Raw genomic sequence first — 18,612 nt, 5'->3', positions numbered from 1 at the left:
TCCGTTTTTACAAAAAGGTGGAACAGGATTAATTTCATCTTGGTCACCTATCCCGTAAAGACAGTGCAACTCCACAATGAGATGTGCAAACACCACGTATTAACAACCTACTTTCTCAATAAACGTTCATGGTTATAATTCTTGCCACGTCCGAAGTATCCTGTCTGTTAGTTTAATCCCAACAAAAATAAGCTGCCCATATTGGATGCCGCTCGGTGGAGCGGTTATTTGTTATTAAGACTGTGAGAATATGAAGAGAGGTCGAATTAATCTGTTCTGCGTTTGTTACTTGGTGTAAGATTCGTCAACGGGCAATGCAATGGATTGGGGATGCTAACTTAGCGGAAAACATGGTACAATATTACTACAGATAACGCAAAACTCCCTTCCGTCCGCTTTAACCAGCGGATGGAAGGGAGTTTTTCTTATGGAACGCGCGGAAGCAGAGGCGCCATGCACCGCGCCCTCAGGCTCCGACACCCGCTTATTCCGCCAACGCCCTGCGCATGCGCTCGGCAACACTTGCGGCATGGGACGGCAGGCGGTACTGTTCCAGCATTGCGATATAAGCGCGGTAATTGGCTTCGTTGTAAGGGTCCTTCGAGATCAGCTTCTCATAGTATTCCATGCTGCGGTAGCAGTCGCCTTGCTCGGCGTAATGCCCCGCCAGCTCGCTCAGCACCTGCAAATATTTGATCCGGATGCGCTCGCGTTCCGGTTCGATGAACGGCTCATACCGGTACTCCTCCAGCAGATCGCCCCGGTACAGCTGCTCGGCGCGGATCAGGTGCTCCATGTCGCGGGGGCTCTGCCCGCTTGTGCCGCTCATACTCAGAAATGTATTCAAATCGAGGTCGATCCGGCCGTGATGCAGCGAGTAGAGACCTTCGGAATTTCCGATGTAGCTGGAGTGGCGCCCGGATTGCAGGCTGGGCTCCAGCGTGCTTCGCAGCACTGACAGGGCCACATACAATTGATTCTGGGCGGATTCCGGAGATTGATCCGGGAATAGCTCTTCCATGAGGACCTCCTGGGGGATTCTCCGGCCGTTATTTACGATTAAATAGAGAAGCAGTCTTAAGCTTGCTCTTCTCTTGATTTGAACAGGGCGGTGATCGAACGCGACTTGCAGCTTCCCGAGCGTCTCGACTTTGAGCGAAGGTGCAATGACCGGTTCGACCAACTCTACGGCTGAGTCCGGCTGGCGCTCCTTAAAGCGTTTCTCTATCCAGGGATAGCCATGCTCCCGGCATAGACGGGTAAGCTCCATCCATTTCGCCTGTAGTTCAGCTTCGGCAGTTCCCCTGTTCAGGAGCAGCTCGTATTGGCTGGAGACGACCTGTGTCAGATTGAACGCAAAGGATTGTAGGTTTAGATATGCCCGATTCAGCGCTTCCTCGGCGGCATCCCACTGCCCTGCGCACATATACGCCATCCCCAGATGATGGCTGGCAAGCCCGGTGTCATACCCGATCCCGAACTCATCGGCATTTCGAACCGCTCTGAGTCCCCATTCAATCGCCGCTCCGGGCTCGTTTCTCACGCTGTAATACTTGCTTTTGCCGCAGTAAATGTACAAGTTCAAGGTATTGTCGTTAGCACCCTGTCCTTCAAGCGCTTTGTCCAAATACTCCCCGGCCTCAGGCGCTCCTTCCTCGATCAGAATATCGGCCAGGCCGCTTAAGGCGTACAGCCGGAAATGCTCCGCTCCTTCCGATTCGGCCAGAAACAGGCATCGCTGCGCACATGCCTTGGCCTGTGCTGTTTGATTCAGATTGAGCAGAAGCTCCGACATAATGTTCAGATTGAGCATAACCATATGCCAATCCTGCAGCCGCTCGAACATTTGCAGAGATTCCTCGAATAAATGACGGGCCTTCTCCAGCTCCCCGAGCAGCATATAAATGCCCGCGACCTGCTGCTTGACGCTGGCGACACCCATTGCGTGCTGCTGATTCTCCAGCAGAGCGAGGCTGTTCTCCAGATGCGGGATCAATTTTTGCAGAATCGAAAGCGGTACGGAACGGTACACGAAAATGGGGGATGCGAGCGATTGTCTGGCGAAGAATTCCTCCAGCCAATTCTCGATCAGATCGATGAATTGCAGCGGCTGATACCTGGTCTCCAGCGTCCGCATCAGCCGGACGGCGTTCGAGTAATCTCCACCCAGCATCGCATGGGCAAACGCGTGGAAGTATTTATAATTGCGCTCGTAGATGGCGCTGAGCTGCCGGTGATTGCGCTCCATCTCATGCCGGTCTGTCTCCTTGCGGTACAGCTCGAACAGGAACGAGCGGAACAGCCGGTGAAATTCGAATTCACCCCTGGCATTTTTGCGGACGAACAGGAACCGCTCGGACAGCGATTCGAGTACATCGGGGTCAGCAGGCTCCAGGTATTGCCGGATAACGGTGGAATCCAGTTCCTTCAGGATGCTGGTCTTGAGGAGAACGCGCCGAATTTCCGGCTGCTGCCGGTCCAGCACCTCGCTGGCCAAGTAATCATAAATATGCGGAAGTGCGGGGAACTGCTTCCAGATTCGCTCCCGCTCCTCCCGGGTTCTGCCCTGGATGGCATCACGGACAAGCTGAAGGCTGGCCGGCCAGCCTTCGGTTTTGTGAACGATCAGCTCAAGCTCGAAGCTCTCCAGCGGATCGGCGCCGGCGTCCGAAAAGAAAGCCTCGACTTCCTCCCTCGAAAAAGCCAGCTCCCGATTCGTAATTTCCGCGTATTGGCGCTGCACCTTATACGAAGCATAGGGCAAGGAGGGGAGCTGCTGGCCGATCAGAACGAAGGTAACGCGGGACGAGGATTCCCGGATCAAGAGGCTCAGGATGTCCAGAATTTCCCGCACGGATTGGATCATTTGAATATCGTCGAATACCAGGTATAGCTGGGAGGTCCAATTCGACAGCATGAGCGAGACTTCTTCCAGTTCTTCGCGGACAGACTCCGGCATGACCGGCTGAGTGAGGTGATGACCCGAATGCTGGCATAGCGCCGCTTTTAGATGGGTGAGTAAAATATGGGGATAACGATCGCTTTCATTCAAGCGATACCAGACGGCCGGAATATTTCTTTCCCGGACATAGCCGGATATTAAAGTCGTTTTGCCATAGCCCGGCTCGCTGATGACCGTGATCAGCTTCGCATGCCGATGCTCGTCCAGGAACGAATATAGGCGTGTTCTGGGCAGACAGGGGGAACAGTCCGGTATCGTGATTTTACTCTCACGGATAAACAATGAGGTCACCTCGCCTTGCGGAAATCTGCCCGATTGCGGGTCCAGTAAATATACTGGTGACCAATTCGCCACGATCCATCCGAAATCCTCTCGGAAGGCGGGATCTAAGGGATTTTAGAGTGCGCCAAGCAGCGGGACTTCGGGAATTCCGAGCGACTCCGCAACGGCTCCACAGGTCACTTGACCGTTGATCACACAGAGTCCTTTCGCAAGCGCCGGGTTGCTTAAGACAGCCTGCCTTAACCCGTGATTGGCCATCAGCAGTCCGTAAGGCGTCGTCGCGTTGCTTAATGCGGTGGTGGAAGTTCGGGGAACCGCACCCGGTATGTTGGCGACTGAATAATGGAGAATGCCATGGCGCTCGAATGTAGGGTTTCCATGGGTCGTAATCCGGTCGACCGTTTCGACCGAGCCGCCCTGATCGATCGCCACATCCACGATGACCGAGCCCGGCCGCATCTGCTTGACCGTCTCCGCCGCCACGACCTTCGGCGATCTGGCGCCGGGCACAAGAACCGCACCGACCAGCAGATCGGCCTTCTGTACGGCCTGGGCGAGCACATAGGGATTGCAGATCAAGCTTTTCAGCCTGCCGCCAAATTGATCATCCAGCCGCCGCAACCGCTCCGGGTTGATGTCGAGCAGAGTGACATCGGCGCCGAGGCTGATTGCCGCCTTCGCGGCATTCGTACCGACGGTGCCGCCGCCGACAATGACGACCTCTGCCGGCCTCGCGCCCGGAACGCCGCCAAGCAGCATTCCTTTGCCGCCGGAGGGCTTCTCCAGCAGACGGGCTCCGATCTGAACCGACATTCTCCCGGCCACTTCGCTCATCGGTATCAGCAGCGGCAGGCTTCCATCATCAAGCTGAGTCGTCTCGTAGGCGACGGCGGACACACGGCGGTCGATCAGCGCCTGTGCCAACTCGGGCGAAGGGGCCAGATGAAGGTAGGCGAAGAGAATCAATCCCTCGCGAAAATACGAGTATTCTTCCGGCTGCGGCTCTTTGACCTTGACCACCATTTCCGCCGACCAGGCGGTGGCTGAATCCCGGACAATCCGGGCGCCCGCATCGATATATTCACTGTCCCCGAATCCGCTGCCTTCCCCGGCTCCGGCCTCGATCCATACCTCATGTCCGTGCCGGCGATAGATCTGAACGGAGGAGGGCGTCATTCCCGCTCGGCTCTCATAGCTTTTGATTTCTCTGGGCACGCCGATAATCATGGGCAGCACGCTCCTTCGAAGGAATAGTTATCCGGGGCTTCCCCGAAAGTGGCCGGCATCAGTAGCCTGGCAAGCTTCACTTTTTGGGGGATACTTTCTGCTCTAGGGATTACTTCTCGATCTGGCCCCGGACGAGTCCGATGAACCATCTCTCCGGAATCAGCTTGCGGAGCGCCAGCAGCAGAGGGGCAGGCTTGCCTGCCGGATAGCGCAGACGGCTTGAGCCGTCGGTCGCGGCTTTGTAGATCGTCTTCGCGACCGTCTCTGAAGTGTCGCCTGTCGTGTAGCTTTGTTCGATATTGGACATTGCCGTCCGGACGTAAGGCTGATACTCCGCAAGTTTCTCGTCATTGATGAAATCAAGCGAGCGGGTGTTAAAATCAGTCTTGATCACTCCCGGTTCAATCATTTTCAGCTTGACTCCGATGGCCCGAAGCTCGTAATGCAGCGATTCGGAGAAGCCCTCGACCGCCCATTTGGTGCTGTGATACAAGCTGTACAGCGGGAAGGTGGTTTTGCCTCCCATGGATGAGATGTTGATGATCATGCCGCCTTTTCGGGCCCGGAAGTAAGGGAGGATGCAGGAGGTGACATTCATCAGCCCGAACACATTCGTTTCAAATTGGCGTTTGATCCGTTCCATGGAGGCGGCCTCGAACACGCCGACCGCACCGTAGCCGGCATTGTTCATCACTACGTCGATCCCGCCGAAATCGGAGATCGCTCCGTCGATGGCGAGCCGGATGCTCTCCGTGTCCGTTACATCCAGCCGGTAATACCGGATGCGCGGCGACGAAGGCTTTTGGCCCTCGGGATTACGCATCGTGGCCGCGACGCTCCAGCCCTTTTGTGCAAAATAGTCCGCGGTCGCCCGCCCGATTCCCGACGATGCTCCTGTAATCAATATCGTTCTGGTCATGTCCTGCCTCCTGAAATGTCGCCCATGCTAAGCGTATTGGGGGAGCAATTGTTTCACGGCCTTGAAAGCGTCGTCCGCCACGTCAAGCGTAAAAGCGATATCCTCGTCGGTCAGCGCCGTATTCAGAAAATGATTGTGATGATTCGTGAAGAAGACGCCGCGCTGCACACAGGCGGCAATCCAGGCTTGATGAAGCACCTGGGTGTCGTCATCCGTAATTCTCATATACCAGAGCGGCAGTTCACCGCTGATGTTCAGATGGAACCCGTGGCTCTTGGCTACATCGACCAGCCCGCCCGTCAATTTCTGGCCGATCTCGCGGAGCAGCTTGGGCGCGTCGATCCGCTTCAGCTTCTGGATTGTGGCGATGCCTGCTGCGAACGGAACGGACGAGAACCAGTAGCTTCCCGTATAGAAGACCGAGGCGGCTGTGCTCTTCAGAGCCTGGATGCCGCAGATTGCCGACACATTATGCCCGTTGGCAAGCGCCTTGCAGAAGCAGATCAGGTCCGCCTTGAAGCCGTAATAGTGATCCGAGCCGGCAAGGTCGAGCCGGAAGCCGCAGCGCACATCGTCAATAGCGAGCACGATGCCGTGCTTCGTGCAGAGCGCCCGTACTTTGCTCCAGTAATCCGCAGCCGGCAGCTCGTTGTCGACATAGTTCCCGTGGGAATACGGGCAGGCCATCAGACAGGCGATCTCGCCCGGATGCTGCTCTACCAGATTTTCGAGCGCCTGATAGTCGTTCCAGTCCACATACAAGTTGTGGGAGACGTCCTCTTCGACGACGCCTGCGTTGCCGATCAGCTTCGCCCAGGGGGATACGCCATGATAGTCTCTTTTCACAAAAACCGCTTTTTTCCTGCCCGTCTCGGCTCTTGCAATTGTCAGCGCGAAGCTCGTTGCATCCCCGCCGTTCTTGGCGAAGAAGGCCCAGTCGGCCGAATGGACTGTATCAACCAGCAGCTCGGCGAATTCGATCATTTTGACGGACGGCAGTGTCACGCAGTTGCCCAGCCCGGCCTGTTCGTTCGCGGCGCGCTCGACCTCTTCGTCGTTATAGCCCAGGATGTTGGGACCGTACGCGCACATATAATCAATGAACCGGTTGCCGTCTACATCCCAGAAATAAGCTCCGTTCGCCCGGCTGGCGTAGAATGGAAAAGCGCTCGGCGGCAGCATGCTTCCCTCGACCGGGCCTAGATGCCCGTACACGCCGGAGGGAATGACCTTCAAGGCTCGTTCCAGCAGCTGCTTGCTCGTGGGATAGGAGTAGGTTTGCATCATAATCGCCTCTTTCAATCGGATTTCGTTCATCGAATTTCGTCCATTCGGACCAAAAACTCAGATATACAGCGGCACTCTCGATAAAATATCGCTGAGATGCTGAATCATCGGCATCATGCCTTTCAGCAGGAGATTCTCCCGGACAACCAGCTCATGCACATCTGCCCGCTCGCTCAGCAGGTCGCCCGCCGACTGCACCGTATCGAAAATCATGAAGGAGCGCGGCGGCACAGTGCTGCTCTTCATCGCCTTCAGCCGTCCGCCCTTGGCCTCCAGGAAGACCTGCTGTCCGCTTTCCTGAATGGACAATGAGACCACGCCGTCGGGAATCCGCTTCGCAATCTCCTGGCCGATCCGGTCGTAATTGGCGATGCAGGCCAGGGCATATGCAGCCGTATGGAGCAGGAAACCGGTGTGCTGGCGAAAAAAGTCAGGGTCCCCGAGCAGCTCAGGCTGCGGCTTCAGATAATATTCCAGACGCTTGGTGAGCTGGTTGAATTCGTTGGTCAGGAACCCCAATTTCGTGAACCCTTTAACAGGAATCGGATTGGCCGCGCCGTCGATCATCCGGTTGAAATGGTCGGTGGAACGAAAATACAGCTTGATTGATGAGGAACCTTCATCTTCGGTCATCTTGCATTTGCCGTCCCGGAATACGAGTGTTGCCGAGGGACCATTTTGAATGGAGAACCGGATGGATTGCTGCTTGCCGCGAATGAGTCCCTGCGATGCTTCGTCCACCTCGCACAGCTCCTCCAGATTTCTAAGAATGGCGTACAGATTAATCGCCGCTTTTGTATGGCTGCTTGACATATGAACCCTCCCGTTTACACATGATCAAAAATTCCCCAGTTCGGCATCTGCCGGAACATCCGGGTTTTTACCGCCAGATAGGCAAGTCCCGCAGCGACCCACGCTCCCCCGACGATCAGCGCCTGAGACTTCAAATTCGCGAGAAGCCACAGGTTGCATACAACCCCGGCTAACGGAATGACGAAGTACATGAGGGTCGTTGTTACCGAACGCCGCCCGTTTCTCACATAATAGTGGGTAATGACGGATATATTCACAAAGGCGAAGGCGATAAAGGCGCCAAAGTTAATGAATGAGGCCAGCGTAACGAGATCCACGAGGGAAGAGACAACAACAGTGAAGACGCCGATAAAAATAATCCCGCCGACCGGAGTCATATGCCGCTTGTGCAGGTGGCCGAACAGCCTCTGTGGAACAACGCGGTCCTGGCCCATGACATACAAGAGGCGAGAGATGCCCGCTTGCTGCGACACCACCAGCACGAAGATGGAAGCGGCGCTGACGACCATGAACAGATTTTCAAAGGCTGCTCCGCCTAAAAAATTCATCAGCTCCAGAGCCGCCGTATCGGTCGACGAGAACGTGCCGCCCTGAAAAGCGAGGCCTCCCAAATAAGCGATGAAGAAATAGAGCGCGCCCATCAGCACCGTCACGATGATCAGCGTCCGGGGAATGGTTCGCTGCGGCTCGACCGATTCGTCGGTAATCGTAGTTACCGCGTCGAAGCCCAGGAAGGACTGGCATACGAGAGCCGTTCCCGCGATTACGCTATGCAGAGCGCCGGAGCCGGAGCGGAAGAGCGGAGTGGAGGAATGGGGAGCCGACAGCGCCGGATGAAGGATTCGATAAGCGCATAAGCCCAGGAATACGGCGATCAATAGGAACTGAAGCCCGACGATCACCCGGTTAACTTTAATGGTCGTCTGCATGCCCCGAATGTTGAGGAGTGTGCTGAAGGCGACAAGGACGGCAACCCAGCCCACACTGGGAACCGCGGGAAGCATGTCATGGAGGGCCAGCCCCAGAAACAGCACCGACAGCATCGGTACAAAGGCATAATCGAGCAGAAGCGTCCAACCGACCAGAAATCCGGCGTACGGATGCACCGCTTTTTGCACATAGCCGTAGGCCGAGCCGGAAGTCGGCAGCACTTTGACCATTCTCCCGTAACTGTAGGCCGTAATGATCATGACCAGAAAAGCGATCAAATAGGCGGTCGGCAGCATTCCGTCCGAGATTTCAGTCGCGACGCCGTAGGTTCCGAAGATTGCGACGGGAGCCATCAAGGAGACGCCGAAAATAATCTGTTTGCCCTGCGTCAGAACTCTTGGAGGCCCTTTTGTTTGTTCCGTTCTCTCCAATTCGGATCACTCCTCTCTTTATATGCGTCATATATGCGATATAAAATTTAACGTAATCTTATTATATAGAAGAAATCTTACTGAAATCTTACCGACATTCGAGGAAATATAACATGAAATAGTGGTACAACCTGGTTTTGCCCGGAGATTGCGTAATTCAGGTGAATTAATCTAACGTTAATCAGGCGTGAATGGATTTGTTTTTTCAGGACATCCTAATAAAAACCATATCGACCGATAACCGAACATTCGCAGAGACATAACCTGGAATGTTCGTTTTTACTATTGACAAGCGATGTGAGGTCAGCCTAAAATGAGAAAGCACAACAACATCACTATTCGTATAATCCCGGGAATTGGCCCGGGAGTCTCTACGAGGTCACCATAATGACCTGGCTACGATATAAAGGGATGCCGTAACTTGCTGCTTTCCGCGTTTTGGCGCGTGGGCGGACGAGTGGCGGTGTTTCTGTTCAGCCGGCGTCGTCTTCGACACCGGCTTTTTTGTTGCTGCCCATCTATTACTACCTTAGGGGGAGAACATTTTGGAACGCTTTTTCAGACTCAAAGAGAACGGCACCAACGTACGCACCGAGGTTATGGCCGGTCTGACCACCTTTATGGCGATGGCGTACATCCTGTCGGTCAATCCCGGCACTCTGACGGCCTTCGGCCGGATCGACATGGGCTGGTATTCCGTCTTTCTGGCGACCGCACTTGCAGCGGGCATTTTTACAATCGCCATGGGGCTCTTCATTAATTTCCCGGTCGCGCTTGCGCCTGGCATGGGATTGAATGCTTATTTCGCATCGGTTGTCCTGTCCTCAGCCACAACGGATCATCCGTTCAGCTGGCAGATGGGCTTGACGGCGGTGTTTATCTCCGGTTTGATCTTCATCCTGCTTACGGTTACCAAGGTCCGGCAAATTCTGCTGGATGCGATCCCGGACAGCCTGAAGCATGCGATCACCGTCGGCATCGGCCTGTTCATCACGATCATCGGCCTCAAGAACAGCGGCCTGATGACGATCGGCGTCGAAGCGGGCAATGCGATTCAGGCCAACACCTTTACGGATGTGCAGTCTTTCGAGACGGTTATTCATATGGGCAGCCTTGATAACACAAATGTTCAACTGGCGATCATCGGACTGCTGCTGATCGGAATTCTGATGGTGCTCCGCGTCAAGGGAGCCATTCTGTTCGGCATCCTCGGCACGACCCTTGTCGGCGTGCTGATGGGCGCGGTTGATTTCTCCACACTGTCCAATCCGGCGACTCCTTGGGTTCCGGACTTCTCGCAGCTCAACTTCTGGTCCTTTGACTGGGAGGGCATTATGCATACCGGCATCATCTCGGCGATTGCCACGTTCACATTCGTCGAGCTGTTCGATACATTCGGAACACTGGTCGGCACGGCGCAGCGCGCCGGCATTATGGACAATCCTGAAGTCGGCAAGAAGCGCGTCGGCAAGGCGATGCTCGTAGACGCAGCCGCCGTTGCCGGGGGCGCAATGCTCGGAACTTCCACGACGACCGCTTATGTCGAGAGCGCAGCGGGCGTAGCCGAAGGCGGACGCACAGGCCTCACCGCGGTTACAACCGGCGTATGCTTCCTGCTCGCCCTGTTCCTGGCGCCGATTGCCGCCCTGATCCCAGGCTCCGCCACCGCTGCGGCGCTGATTATCGTCGGCGTGCTGATGGCGCAGTCGATCCGCCAGATCGATTTTGGCGACATGGTCATCGCGATCCCATCGTTCCTGACGCTGGCTATTATGCCTTTCACCTACAATATTGCGAACGGCATTTCCTTCGGGATCGTCACCTACGTCGTGCTGGCGTTTGTGGCAAATATTTCTGGCAAGAAGAAATACGACATCCACTGGATGATGTGGCTTCTGGCCATCCTGATCGTGCTTCGCTATCTGCTGATCGGCAGCCAGGGATAAGGACGCAGCTTGGCGATAACGGCTTCTTCCATTAAGGGAAGGGGCCGTTTTCTTTTTGACATATGAACAGAGACCTGAGGGCGGAAAGCTGGCGACGCTAAAGAAGGTGTGGACTTTCCTTCAACTGGATATTCGATTATATTGAAATGAGGGAAAAATTAAGAGTTGTCTTATACATAGATTCGGTTCAAAGGTGGTAAAGACGAATGAAAAAGTGGCCTCTTGCCGCAAGATTGACGTTTTTATTGATGCTCTTCATGCTGGTGCTGCCGGCGGGAACAATGTTTGCTGAAGGCAACTTGCTCAAGAATCCGGGATTTGAGGAGGCGGACGGCAAGGTGCCTGTTTCGTGGACTCAGGATTTATGGGTTCAGGGCGGGGAAGCCAGTGTGCTGTCCGTCGAATCCGACGATGTGTATTCAGGCGCTTACGCAGCAGTTATCGAGAACCGGCAGCCCAATCACGCAAAATGGGTTCAGACCGTTGCCGTCAAGCCTGACACGAACTACCGGATCTCCGGCTGGGTCAAGGTGGTGAGCGTCGGCAGCGATGGACTTGGGGCCAACTTCTTCGTCGCGGGCGTGGGCGGTGGCTATCCGAGCACCAAGGATACTGGCGGAAGCTGGCAGCAGCTGAGCTTTGTCGGCAAGACAGGAAGCGGCCAGAAGGAAATGACGATTGGCGCGGCCCTTGGGGGCTACGGCAATCTCGCCAGCGGCAAGGCTTACTTTGACGATGTTACGGTGGAGGAATTGACATCCGCTCCGGCGGGCGCCTCGGTCATTTCGCTGGATTCCTCGTCGGGTGTCAGCCAGGAAGTTAAAGCTTTGAAGATCTCCTGGAAGAACATTCTGATCTTCTCGGCGCTGTTCTCGGGCCTGTTCGCCTGGGTGTACCGGACCGCTTTTAGAAGCGATCGTCTGCTCCGCAGGGAGAAAGGCTCATATGGAGTCTGGCTGTGGCTGGCTATGGGACTTGCATTCCTGCTGCGGCTGCGGCTGGGGTGGACACAGGAAGGCTATATGAGCGACATGAGGACCTTCATGTACTGGGGCCAACGGTTGGCCGAAGTCGGTCCGGGACGCTTCTATCAGGAAGGGGTATTCGCCGATTATCCGCCAGGCTATCTCTACATCCTGTATTTGCTCCATAGTTTGAAAATCGGCCTTGGTATCGTTCCTGGCTCCGCCGGCGAGATGCTGCTGTTCAAACTGCCGGCGATTCTCTCCGATCTCGTTGCGGGCTGGCTCATTTATCGCTATGGCAGCAAAAAGCTCGGCAGCGGCATCGCCCTCGGCCTGTCGCTTCTGTATCTTTTCAACCCGGCCGTCCTCACGGATTCGGCCGTCTGGGGACAAGCGGACGCTTTCTTCGTCCTGTTCCTCCTGGTCAGCATCATCGCCGTTTCGGAGAACAAGCTGGCAGCCTCGGCGGTATGGTTCGCCATAGCAACGGCGGTCAAGCCCCAGGCGCTGATCTTTACACCGGTGCTGCTGTTCGCCTTTTATCATAGACGGGCTTGGCTGGAGATGCTTAAGGGCGCGGTCTTCGGCCTGGTGACCTTTGCCGTGATTACGCTGCCTTTCTTCTGGGGGAACGGCGGATTAAAAGGGCTGATCGATCTCTATACGGGCACGCTTACTTCTTACCCGTATTCGACGGTTAACGCCTTTAACCTGTACACGCTTATTGCGCCGTCCTGGACATCGATTGAGCAGACCTGGCTGGGCATTCCGTTCCGCGTTTGGGGCAATATCGCGATTCTGGCAGCCGTCGTGCTGGCCGGAGTGTATTCGTTCCGGAAGGATCGGAAAGATTTGTCCAAGTCTTACTTTATCGGGCTTGTCCTGATTGTCGTTATGTTCGTTATCGGAACGAAAATGCATGAACGTTACATGTTCCCGGCACTGATTCTCAGCCTGTTCGCCTTCATGGAGACGAAGGACCGCAGGCTGCTGACCCTGTTCTTCGGCATCAGCCTTACGCAATATATTAATGTCGCCTATGTGCTGCTGTTCCTGAATGCGGGCCAGAATCCGGGATCGGACGGCGTTGTTATTTTGACATCGATTGCCAATATTGCCCTGCTGCTCTTTATGCTGTATACGGGCTGGGATATTTATTACCGAAGACGGATTCTGCCGCTGGCGCCTCCACGTACCCAAGGGGAGCTGCGGGAGTCCGATCTGGCGCTTGCCGGTGAGCTGCGCAGTCCCGAAGGAGAAGCTGCCAAGGCTGCGCCGCGGCTACTCCGCAAGGATTGGCTGTGGATGGGCGCTATAACGGTGCTGTACGGCGCGCTTGCGCTTGTCAATCTGGGCTCAACATCGTCGCCAGAGACCGTCTGGGCGCCTTCATCCGCCGGTGAAAGCTTCGTTGTCGATCTGGGAAGCGCGAAGCAGCTGGATCGGGTACGGATATTCGGCGGCGTGGGAACCGGGGAGTTTACGCTGGAATTCGGGCAGACGCAGGACAGCTTCTCTTCCCCGCTCAAAATCAACGAAGACGTCGGCAACGTCTTTATATGGAAGAGCAATGACCTGAACGTGTCGGCACGTTATGTGAAAGTAAATGTAAATACTCCGGGCTTCTATTTGCACGAGATGGCTTTTTACGAGCAGGGCTCGGCTTCGCCGCTTCCGGTTACGAGCGTCTCGGAGGATACGGGAGGCACGCCGAAGACAGGGAAGCCTGCCAATCTGTTCGACGAGCAGCAGCTGATTCCCGCCAATTCGGGCTTCATGAACAGCTCTTATTTCGATGAAATTTACCATGCCCGGACTGCCTATGAGTTCGCTCACGGCATTGTTCCGTATGAGAACACACATCCGCCGCTCGGCAAGCTGCTGATCTCGGTCGGGATGGCGCTGTTCGGTGTGAATCCGTTCGGCTGGCGGATCGTCGGCACGGTGTTCGGCATTGCTATGCTGCCCGCCCTGTATGTCATGGCGCTTAGACTGTTCGGACGCACCCGCTACGCCGCGCTTGCGACAGGACTGTTCGCCTTGGACTTCATGCATTTCACCCAGACGCGAATCGCGACCATCGACGTATACGTCGTGTTCTTCATTATGCTGATGTTCTACTTCATGCAGCGGTATATGGTCATGAACTTCTACCGCGTTCCGCTGCGCCGAACGCTCTGGCCGCTGTTCTGGTCCGGCCTGTTCTTCGGCATCGGGGTCGCATCCAAATGGATCGCGCTCTACGGCGGAGCGGGCCTTGCCATCATGCTTGGCATTTCGCTCTTTGACCGCTACCGTCAGCATCGGGCGGCACGCCGCCTGCTGGCGGCGGGGGCAGCTGGAGATCCGGCGATGGCGGATGCATGCAGGGAAGCGGCGGGTTCTTTTTGGAAAAAGACCATAATCACCTTATCCTGCTGTCTCGTCTTCTTCGTCGCAATTCCGGCTGCAATCTATAGCGCATCGTTCATTCCCGTACTGTCCGTGACCGAGCAGGGATATACGTTCAAGGGCTTGATTGACGCACAGACCAGCATGTACGATTATCACAGCAAGCTCGAAGCCACTCACCCGTTCTCTTCCCAGTGGTGGCAGTGGCCGTTCATGAAGCGTCCGGTGTGGTTCTTCAGCGGAGGCGAAGGTCAGCCGGCCGGAATGGTGAGCAGCATTGTAACGATGGGCAATCCGCTGATATGGTGGACTGGCGTATTTGCGGTTCTGGCGGTGCTGTGGCTGACGATCAAGCGCAGGCAGAAGGCCGAGTATATGATCTGGATTGCATATTTTTCCCAATATGTGCCCTGGATGCTTGTTCCGAGAACGACATTCTTGTACCATTATTTTGCAATGGTTCCGTTTATGATTCTGGCGCTGGTGTATGTGTTCAGGCAGTTTGACGAACTGCTGCCGGAGCGCAGGGCGAAGACAATCCGGTATGTCTATGTGGCTGCGGCCTTCGTTCTCTTCGTGATGTTCTATCCCGTTCTCTCGGGCATGCAGGTCAGCGGCGGCTATGTGACCGGAATTCTGCGCTGGTTCCCGACGTGGGTCTTCTAAAGACCCTTTCTAAAATGTAGGAGGAAAAGAAATGAAAGCCAGGTACAGCGTCGTCATCCCGATGTATAATGAAGAACAAGTCATCTCGCACACACATCAGCGTCTGAAGCAGGTAATGGACAACACCGGCGAGCCATATGAGCTGGTGTTCGTGAACGACGGTAGCCGTGACAGGACGGCGGCCATCATCCAGGATATTGCAGACAACGATCCGAATGTCAAGCTGATCGACTTCTCCCGAAATTTCGGGCATCAGATCGCCATTACGGCGGGAATGGACTATGCGGAGGGCGACGCGGTTGTGGTGATCGATGCCGATCTGCAGGACCCGCCGGAGGTTATTTTGGAGATGATCGCGAAGTGGAAGCAGGGGTACGAGGTGGTGTATGCCAAAAGGCTGAAGCGCCATGGCGAGACCCTGTTTAAAAAAACGACCGCCAAAGTCTTCTACCGTCTGCTCAGCAGCATGACCAGCGTCGACATTCCGACGGATACCGGCGATTTCCGGCTGATTGATAGCAAGGTGGCCGATGTAATGCGGGATCTGAAGGAGAAGAACCGGTACGTCCGGGGGCTGGTAAGCTGGGTAGGCTTCCGTCAGGCGAGCGTGGAATATGTGCGTGAGGAGCGTTTTGCGGGCGAGACGAAATATCCGCTTAAGAAAATGATCCGCTTCGCGCTCGACGGCATCACTTCTTTTTCCCATAAGCCCCTCAAGATCGCTTCTTATTTGGGCTTTGCGCTCTCGATCTCCAGCTTCATCTACTTGTTCGTCGTTCTCATGCAGAGATTATTCACTGACCGCACGGTTCCCGGCTGGGCGTCCATTGTCGGTGTGAACCTGCTGTTCAACGGGATCGTGTTGATGATCCTTGGGGTAATAGGGGAGTATATCGGACGGATTTACGACGAATCCAAAGGCCGTCCACTGTATATCGTCCGTCAGACGGTAGGTTACCGGAAATTGAAAGCCGAAGAAATCGAGCTTCTGAACGAGGAGGCCCGGCATTTGCGAAAGGATGGGCGGTATGAATAACCAGAATTTCAAACGTGACTTCATCCAGTTCGTGAAATTCAATATTGTTGGTCTGCTTAATACGCTCGTCGATATGGCTGTGTTTGCATTGCTTAATGGCGTCTTTGGCTTATTCTATATCGGGGCGCAAATTATTTCCTACAGCGCAGGAACGGCCAACAGCTTTATTCTGAACAGCAAGATTACATTTAAGGACCGCCAGCGGAGCAAAGAAGAGGGCTTCGACCATATGCAGCTTATCCGGTTTGTGGTGCTGAATCTGGTTGTGCTTGGCATCTCTCTGCTGCTGATGAGGCTGCTAATCAACCGCTTTGGCCTGCAGGAGCTGGTTGCCAAGGTGCTGGTTACGTTCGTGACGGTTATTATCAACTTTTTCGGCAGCCGGAAGTGGGTATTCACCGCTCCCAAGGAGACAGTGCCGGCTCCGGGATCGAACATTGAACAGCGATAGGAGGAGACCCATGCGGAAGCTGTCCTATATTATCATCATCGCCGGTCTGCTTCTGATGCTCTATCCCAAAGGAAGCGAATGGTTCGAAGACTGGAAGCAGCAGCGGCTGCTGGAGCAAGCGGAACAGAGCTTCGACCAGAGTCCGAAGCAGAGCGAGGTTGCTGGAGGGACTGCCGCAGATCCTGATCTCAGCTTGAAATACGCCAAGGTGACGCAGCTTCTTGCCGATGAATCGGCGCTGAATGAGCAGGATCAGTTGTCGGAGGCTGAACAAGATCCGGCCAGCGACGAAAAGGCGATTGCGCTGATTGAAATTCCCTCTATCGATGTGAAGCTTCCCGTTCTGGAGGGGGCGACCAAGGCGAATATGAGACATGCCGCCGTTCATATGACCGAGACTGCCCCGCTGGGGGGAATCGGCAATTCGGCCATCGCCGCGCATCGGGCGCATACCAAAGGCAGATTGTTCAACCGACTGGGCGAAGTGAAGATTGGCGATACCATTACGATCAAGACCAAGAGCGAAGACTTGGAGTATAAGGTCTATGAGATCTTGGTAGTAGAGCCAACGGATGTCTCGGTGCTGGAAGGAAATAATAAAGACCGGATTCTTACTTTAATTACTTGCGATCCGCTAATTAATCCGACTCATCGTCTGATTATTCATGCCAAGCTTGAGGCATAAGCCCTTTTTCGAAAAAATAAATAAAAAATTAGGCGATTTTTCCTAGAAAACTATTTTCTTAGCTATTAAAATATGGTACTCTATTCATAGAAAGCTAAACACGATAACGGCAAACCTGTCGAAAGGCAGGGACGCAAAGCTAAAGGGCCTTCCCGTAAGGATGGCAGCCAGCTACCGAATGAGAGGCTTTTTTTGTTTAGTGACACAGTATGAAAATGGGAGTTGTTCTTTTTTATGTAAGGTGGAGATTCCACGATAACGGCAAACCTGTCGAAAGGCAGGGACGCAAAGCTAGAGGGCCTTCCCGTAAGGATGGCAGCCAGCTACCGAAAGGAGTTTTTCATATGAAGAAGCTTTACGGTTTTATTCTTTCTTTGTTTGTAATTGCTGGATCTATCCAATTTGCCCCTAAAGCCTTCGCAAGTGCGGAGTGGCTTGATACCTCGAGTGTAGACCAAGGCGTTATTGGCATTCACTATTCCGTCCCTCAAGATAAAAAGACCAAACTGATGATCACCAAGAACGGCAGCAGCTATACGTACAACCTGTATGCTTCCAAGTCGGTTGAGAGCTTCCCTCTTCAACTCGGAAATGGCACGTATAAAGTGTCGATCATGGAGAACACCACGGGTAACAAGTACAAGCTGATTGATTCTGATACCGTTGAACTGTCCCTCAGCAACTCCAATGCCGTATATTTGAGTTCTGTTCAGAACATTAACTGGAGTCCATCCGACCGCGCTATTCAAAAAGCCAAACAGCTTACGCAGAATGCGGCTACCGATAAAGAGAAAGTAACAGCTATCTATAACTATGTTGTCTCGAATGTTAAATACGATTATGATCTTGCTGCCAATGTAACTACGGACTACATCCCTAACATCGACAACACACTCGCTACGAAGAAGGGCATTTGCTATGATTACGCTTCTCTCTTCGCCGCTATGCTGCGCAGTGTGGATGTGCCTACGAAGCTTGTAATGGGCCAAAGCAGCTACGTAACCGCGTACCATGCCTGGAATGAAGTGCTGATTGATGGCCAATGGGTCACAATCGACACGACAGTGGATGCAGGGCTTGGCAAGACCAAGCAGACTGCCGGCACCGGCATTACCAAGCTCGCCAGCAAATACACGGGCGCTAAGTATTATTAATAAGTGAAGCTGCTTAAATTAACGGAACCCCAAGAGCTGATTTCGCAAGTTGTGAAATCAGCTCTTTTTTATTTTTTTAAATCTATTGCATATTCTTCGTCATCTGTGGTATATTCTAATTCCGGCCAAGAAACACGAGCTGTTGATTCAAAAAAGAAATAAAAAAGCTTGCGTTGATCACTTGGTTGTGATAAGATATAAGAGTTGCTGCTGAGGAACACAAGCGACGATGAAAGTCTTGAATGAAGCTTGATCTTTGAAAACTGAACAACGAGTGAGTATTAAAGAGAAGAAATTCTCGTCAGTTTCAAAATGAGCAATCAGCTCTTTCTATACTCGTTCCAGAATGATCGGCTCAGCTGAGATCGACCCATTCCGGAACGGGCGGCGCGACGAAGTCGCGTCTTTAATGGAGAGTTTGATCCTGGCTCAGGACGAACGCTGGCGGCGTGCCTAATACATGCAAG

General features: G+C 54.1%; 12 protein-coding genes, 1 rRNA gene and 3 riboswitches. Of the genes, 7 read left to right on the top strand and 6 right to left on the bottom strand.

What is annotated here, in order from left to right:
- Positions 1-484: 484 nt before the first annotated feature.
- The 6 genes from KIH86_RS09535 to KIH86_RS09510 form a co-directional block, all read right to left on the bottom strand.
- Positions 485-3,316, bottom strand: coding sequence for a BTAD domain-containing putative transcriptional regulator (locus tag KIH86_RS09535; protein ID WP_223084207.1), 2,832 nt, complete (start codon positions 3,314-3,316; stop codon positions 485-487).
- Between the two features lie 42 nt (positions 3,317-3,358).
- Positions 3,359-4,471 (bottom strand): alanine dehydrogenase, encoded by a 1,113-nt coding sequence (gene ald, locus KIH86_RS09530; RefSeq protein ID WP_223084206.1) that lies wholly within the window; start codon positions 4,469-4,471, stop codon positions 3,359-3,361.
- A 109-nt stretch (positions 4,472-4,580) separates the two neighbouring features.
- Positions 4,581-5,390, bottom strand: coding sequence for an SDR family oxidoreductase (locus KIH86_RS09525; protein WP_223084205.1), 810 nt, complete (start codon positions 5,388-5,390; stop codon positions 4,581-4,583).
- A 27-nt stretch (positions 5,391-5,417) separates the two neighbouring features.
- On the bottom strand, positions 5,418-6,707 hold the full coding sequence (locus tag KIH86_RS09520) for an aminotransferase class III-fold pyridoxal phosphate-dependent enzyme (RefSeq protein ID WP_235775333.1): 1,290 nt from the start codon (positions 6,705-6,707) through the stop codon (positions 5,418-5,420).
- Between the two features lie 27 nt (positions 6,708-6,734).
- Positions 6,735-7,490 carry a hypothetical protein gene (locus KIH86_RS09515; protein ID WP_223084204.1) on the bottom strand — a complete coding sequence of 252 codons (756 nt, stop codon included), beginning with the start codon at positions 7,488-7,490 and terminating at the stop codon, positions 6,735-6,737.
- A 14-nt stretch (positions 7,491-7,504) separates the two neighbouring features.
- Entirely contained in the window at positions 7,505-8,851 is a 1,347-nt protein-coding gene (locus KIH86_RS09510; protein ID WP_223084203.1) for an APC family permease, read from the bottom strand.
- Between the two features lie 319 nt (positions 8,852-9,170).
- Positions 9,171-9,270, top strand: a riboswitch (purine riboswitch).
- 126 nt (positions 9,271-9,396) lie between these two features.
- On the opposite strand from KIH86_RS09510, the gene KIH86_RS09505 reads away from it, so the two are divergent.
- The 7 genes from KIH86_RS09505 to KIH86_RS09475 form a co-directional block, all read left to right on the top strand.
- Positions 9,397-10,797: an NCS2 family permease gene (locus KIH86_RS09505; RefSeq protein ID WP_223084202.1), complete on the top strand. Its 1,401-nt coding sequence runs from the start codon at positions 9,397-9,399 to the stop codon at positions 10,795-10,797.
- Between the two features lie 206 nt (positions 10,798-11,003).
- Positions 11,004-14,819: a phospholipid carrier-dependent glycosyltransferase gene (locus KIH86_RS09500; protein ID WP_223084201.1), complete on the top strand. Its 3,816-nt coding sequence runs from the start codon at positions 11,004-11,006 to the stop codon at positions 14,817-14,819.
- Between the two features lie 31 nt (positions 14,820-14,850).
- Positions 14,851-15,855 (top strand): glycosyltransferase family 2 protein, encoded by a 1,005-nt coding sequence (locus tag KIH86_RS09495; protein WP_223084200.1) that lies wholly within the window; start codon positions 14,851-14,853, stop codon positions 15,853-15,855.
- Positions 15,848-16,306 carry a GtrA family protein gene (locus KIH86_RS09490; protein ID WP_223084199.1) on the top strand — a complete coding sequence of 153 codons (459 nt, stop codon included), beginning with the start codon at positions 15,848-15,850 and terminating at the stop codon, positions 16,304-16,306. The genes KIH86_RS09495 and KIH86_RS09490 overlap by 8 nt, the downstream gene beginning before the upstream one ends.
- 10 nt (positions 16,307-16,316) lie before the next feature.
- The gene (locus tag KIH86_RS09485; protein ID WP_223084198.1) at positions 16,317-16,991 is read left to right on the top strand and encodes a class D sortase; all 675 of its coding nucleotides are present in this window, start codon (positions 16,317-16,319) and stop codon (positions 16,989-16,991) included.
- Between the two features lie 98 nt (positions 16,992-17,089).
- Positions 17,090-17,170, top strand: a riboswitch (cyclic di-GMP riboswitch).
- Positions 17,171-17,241: 71 nt separating this feature from the next.
- Positions 17,242-17,322, top strand: a riboswitch (cyclic di-GMP riboswitch).
- Positions 17,323-17,335: 13 nt separating this feature from the next.
- Positions 17,336-18,145 (top strand): transglutaminase-like domain-containing protein, encoded by an 810-nt coding sequence (locus KIH86_RS09480; protein ID WP_223084197.1) that lies wholly within the window; start codon positions 17,336-17,338, stop codon positions 18,143-18,145.
- A gap of 406 nt (positions 18,146-18,551) precedes the next feature.
- A 16S ribosomal RNA gene (locus KIH86_RS09475) occupies positions 18,552-18,612 on the top strand; the annotation flags it as partial.

The sequence above is a fragment of the Paenibacillus sinensis genome (assembly GCF_019904155.1).
GTDB lineage: Bacteria > Bacillota > Bacilli > Paenibacillales > Paenibacillaceae > Paenibacillus_AQ > Paenibacillus_AQ sinensis.
The sequence above is the reverse complement of the archived record's forward strand: the minus strand, read 5'-3'. Positions and strand labels throughout refer to the sequence as shown.

What these genes read in the sequence shown, in the direction of transcription:
- ald (WP_223084206.1), bottom strand. Translation starts at nt 4,471, where the DNA reads ATGATTATCGGCGTGCCCAGAGAAATCAAAAGCTATGAGAGCCGAGCG.
- KIH86_RS09525 (WP_223084205.1), bottom strand. Translation starts at nt 5,390, where the DNA reads ATGACCAGAACGATATTGATTACAGGAGCATCGTCGGGAATCGGGCGG.
- KIH86_RS09520 (WP_235775333.1), bottom strand. Translation starts at nt 6,707, where the DNA reads ATGAACGAAATCCGATTGAAAGAGGCGATTATGATGCAAACCTACTCC.
- KIH86_RS09515 (WP_223084204.1), bottom strand. Translation starts at nt 7,490, where the DNA reads ATGTCAAGCAGCCATACAAAAGCGGCGATTAATCTGTACGCCATTCTT.
- KIH86_RS09500 (WP_223084201.1), top strand. Translation starts at nt 11,004, where the DNA reads ATGAAAAAGTGGCCTCTTGCCGCAAGATTGACGTTTTTATTGATGCTC.
- KIH86_RS09495 (WP_223084200.1), top strand. Translation starts at nt 14,851, where the DNA reads ATGAAAGCCAGGTACAGCGTCGTCATCCCGATGTATAATGAAGAACAA.
- KIH86_RS09490 (WP_223084199.1), top strand. Translation starts at nt 15,848, where the DNA reads ATGAATAACCAGAATTTCAAACGTGACTTCATCCAGTTCGTGAAATTC.
- KIH86_RS09485 (WP_223084198.1), top strand. Translation starts at nt 16,317, where the DNA reads ATGCGGAAGCTGTCCTATATTATCATCATCGCCGGTCTGCTTCTGATG.
- KIH86_RS09480 (WP_223084197.1), top strand. Translation starts at nt 17,336, where the DNA reads ATGAAGAAGCTTTACGGTTTTATTCTTTCTTTGTTTGTAATTGCTGGA.